The sequence below is a fragment of the Clostridiales bacterium genome (assembly GCA_017961515.1).
Lineage (GTDB): Bacteria > Bacillota > Clostridia > Acetivibrionales > RGIG10202 > RGIG10202.
On the sequence record JAGCXC010000017.1, the window covers coordinates 1 to 2,122 of the forward strand.

The window sequence follows — 2,122 nt, forward strand, 5'->3', positions numbered from 1 at the left end:
TACATCCTCCACCCCATGCAATAGAGTATATCCATAAACATCTTTAGCATTTACATCGGCTCCATTTTCGATTAATAATCTTGCTATCTCTATATCACCATCAACTGATGCATAATGCAATGGTGTCCGTCCATTATTATCTTTAGCATTCACATCCACACCATTGGCTATTAATAATTTTGCAATGTCTACATCCTCCACCCCATGCAATAGAGTATATCCATAAACATCTTTAGCATTTACATCGGCTCCATTTTCGATTAATAATTTTGCAATGTCTACATCCTCTGCCCCATACAATGGAGTACATCCACAAGCACCTTTAGCGTTAATGTTGGCACCATTTTCTATTAATAATTTTGCAATGTCTATATCCTCTGCCCAATGCAATGGAGTACATCCATTTTCATCTTTAGCGTTAACGTTGGCACCATTCTCTATTAATAATTTTGCTATGTCTACATCCTTAACCCCATGCAATGGTGTCCATCCATTTTCATCTTTAGCGTTAACGTTGGCTCCATTGGCTATTAATAATTTTGTTATTTCTAAATCGTTACTAAATGATACACACTGCAATAAAGTCCATTCATCTCCAAATTTAGCATTCACATCTGCTCCATTGGCTATTAGTTCTTTTACTTTTTCAAAATCACCATCCCCTACAGCATTAAAAAGTTCAAGATCTTTTGCTGCATTCTTTAATAATCTTACAACCTCTAAATTGCCATAATATGATGCCTTATACAAAGGAGTCTCTCCATATATATTTGTATCATTAATGTCGGCTCCATTTTCTATTAATACTTTAACCACATCACAGGTATTGTTCCATGCTGCCTTATGCAAAGGAGTCTCTTTACCATTATCTGTAGCATTAACGTTGGCACCATTTTTTATTAATAATCTTGCTATCTCAGCATTTTTTGCACAATGCAACGGAGTATCACTATAAACATCTTTAGCATTAACATTAGCACCATTTGCTATTAATAATTTTGCAACTTCTACATTTCCCACAAAATGCAATGGAGTCCATCCACCCTTATCTTCAAATTTAGCATTCACATCTGCTCCATTGGCTATTAGTTCTTTTACTTTTTTCAAATCATTATTCCCTATAGCATCAAAAAGTTCTCTGTCTTTTGCTTCATCCTTTTTCACTATACTAGTTTGTTGAGCACTCATTTGTTTGCAAAAACCTACTGTTTGCAATCCACAAAACAACAGCATTGCAAAACACAAAATTCTCAAAAATCCTTTTTTCATAATACTAAACCTCCTACTTGTACACAAACCCTACTTTTTTAGATATGTTTCTCTTGTCTTTGTTTCGTTTTCAGGTTCAATCATGTTTCAGGTTAATTATATTATATGTAAATGAAATGTCACTATTCTATTTTGCACAATATTCATAGATACATACATATATAATTTTAGCTAATTTAGCAAAAGAATAATATATGTATGTATTTTTAGCATTCATCATTCTCATATGACTTAGCTTAATAATTGTACTATATCATCCTTATTACCACGTTCACGAGCTATATCAATTGGAGTACTTCCATCATCATCTTTAGCATTTACATCGGCTCCATTCTCGACTAATAATCTTTCTATCTCCACATCATCTATCCAATGCAAAGGAGTAATTCCACAATCACTTTTAGCATTAACATCAGCTCCATTCGCTATCAATAATTTTGCTATGTCTACATTTTTTGCACAATGTAATGGAGTAAATCCATCATCACTTTTAGCATTTACATCGGCTCCATTTTCTATTAATAATCTTGCAATCTCTAAATCGCCATCAAATAATACACGATGCAATGGAGTGTGCTCTCTAGCACTTTTAGCATCCACATCGGCTCCATTTTCTATTAACACTTTTGCAATATCTGCATTACTTGCACAATGTAATGGAGTATATCCCATACTATCTTTAATATTTACATCGGCTCCATTGGCTATTAATGCTTTTGTAAGATTCTTGATAAAAATAAGAATCTTTATAATGGGGATACTAAAAAGATATTTCTCAAAACATTTGAAGAATGCGTTGAGAAAAGCTATTTGACAGAATTTCTTAAAAATCATAAGGAGGAAATATACACAA

Annotated in this window: 2 protein-coding genes; both read right to left on the reverse strand. The window is 33.0% G+C overall.

The window, feature by feature from the left end; translation table 11 throughout:
• Positions 1–1,269: ankyrin repeat domain-containing protein (locus tag J6Y29_00870; protein ID MBP5426443.1), on the reverse strand; the 1,269-nt coding region annotated here is incomplete at its 3' end.
• A 231-nt stretch (positions 1,270–1,500) separates the two neighbouring features.
• Positions 1,501–2,122: ankyrin repeat domain-containing protein (locus tag J6Y29_00875; GenBank protein MBP5426444.1), on the reverse strand; the 622-nt coding region annotated here is incomplete at its 5' end.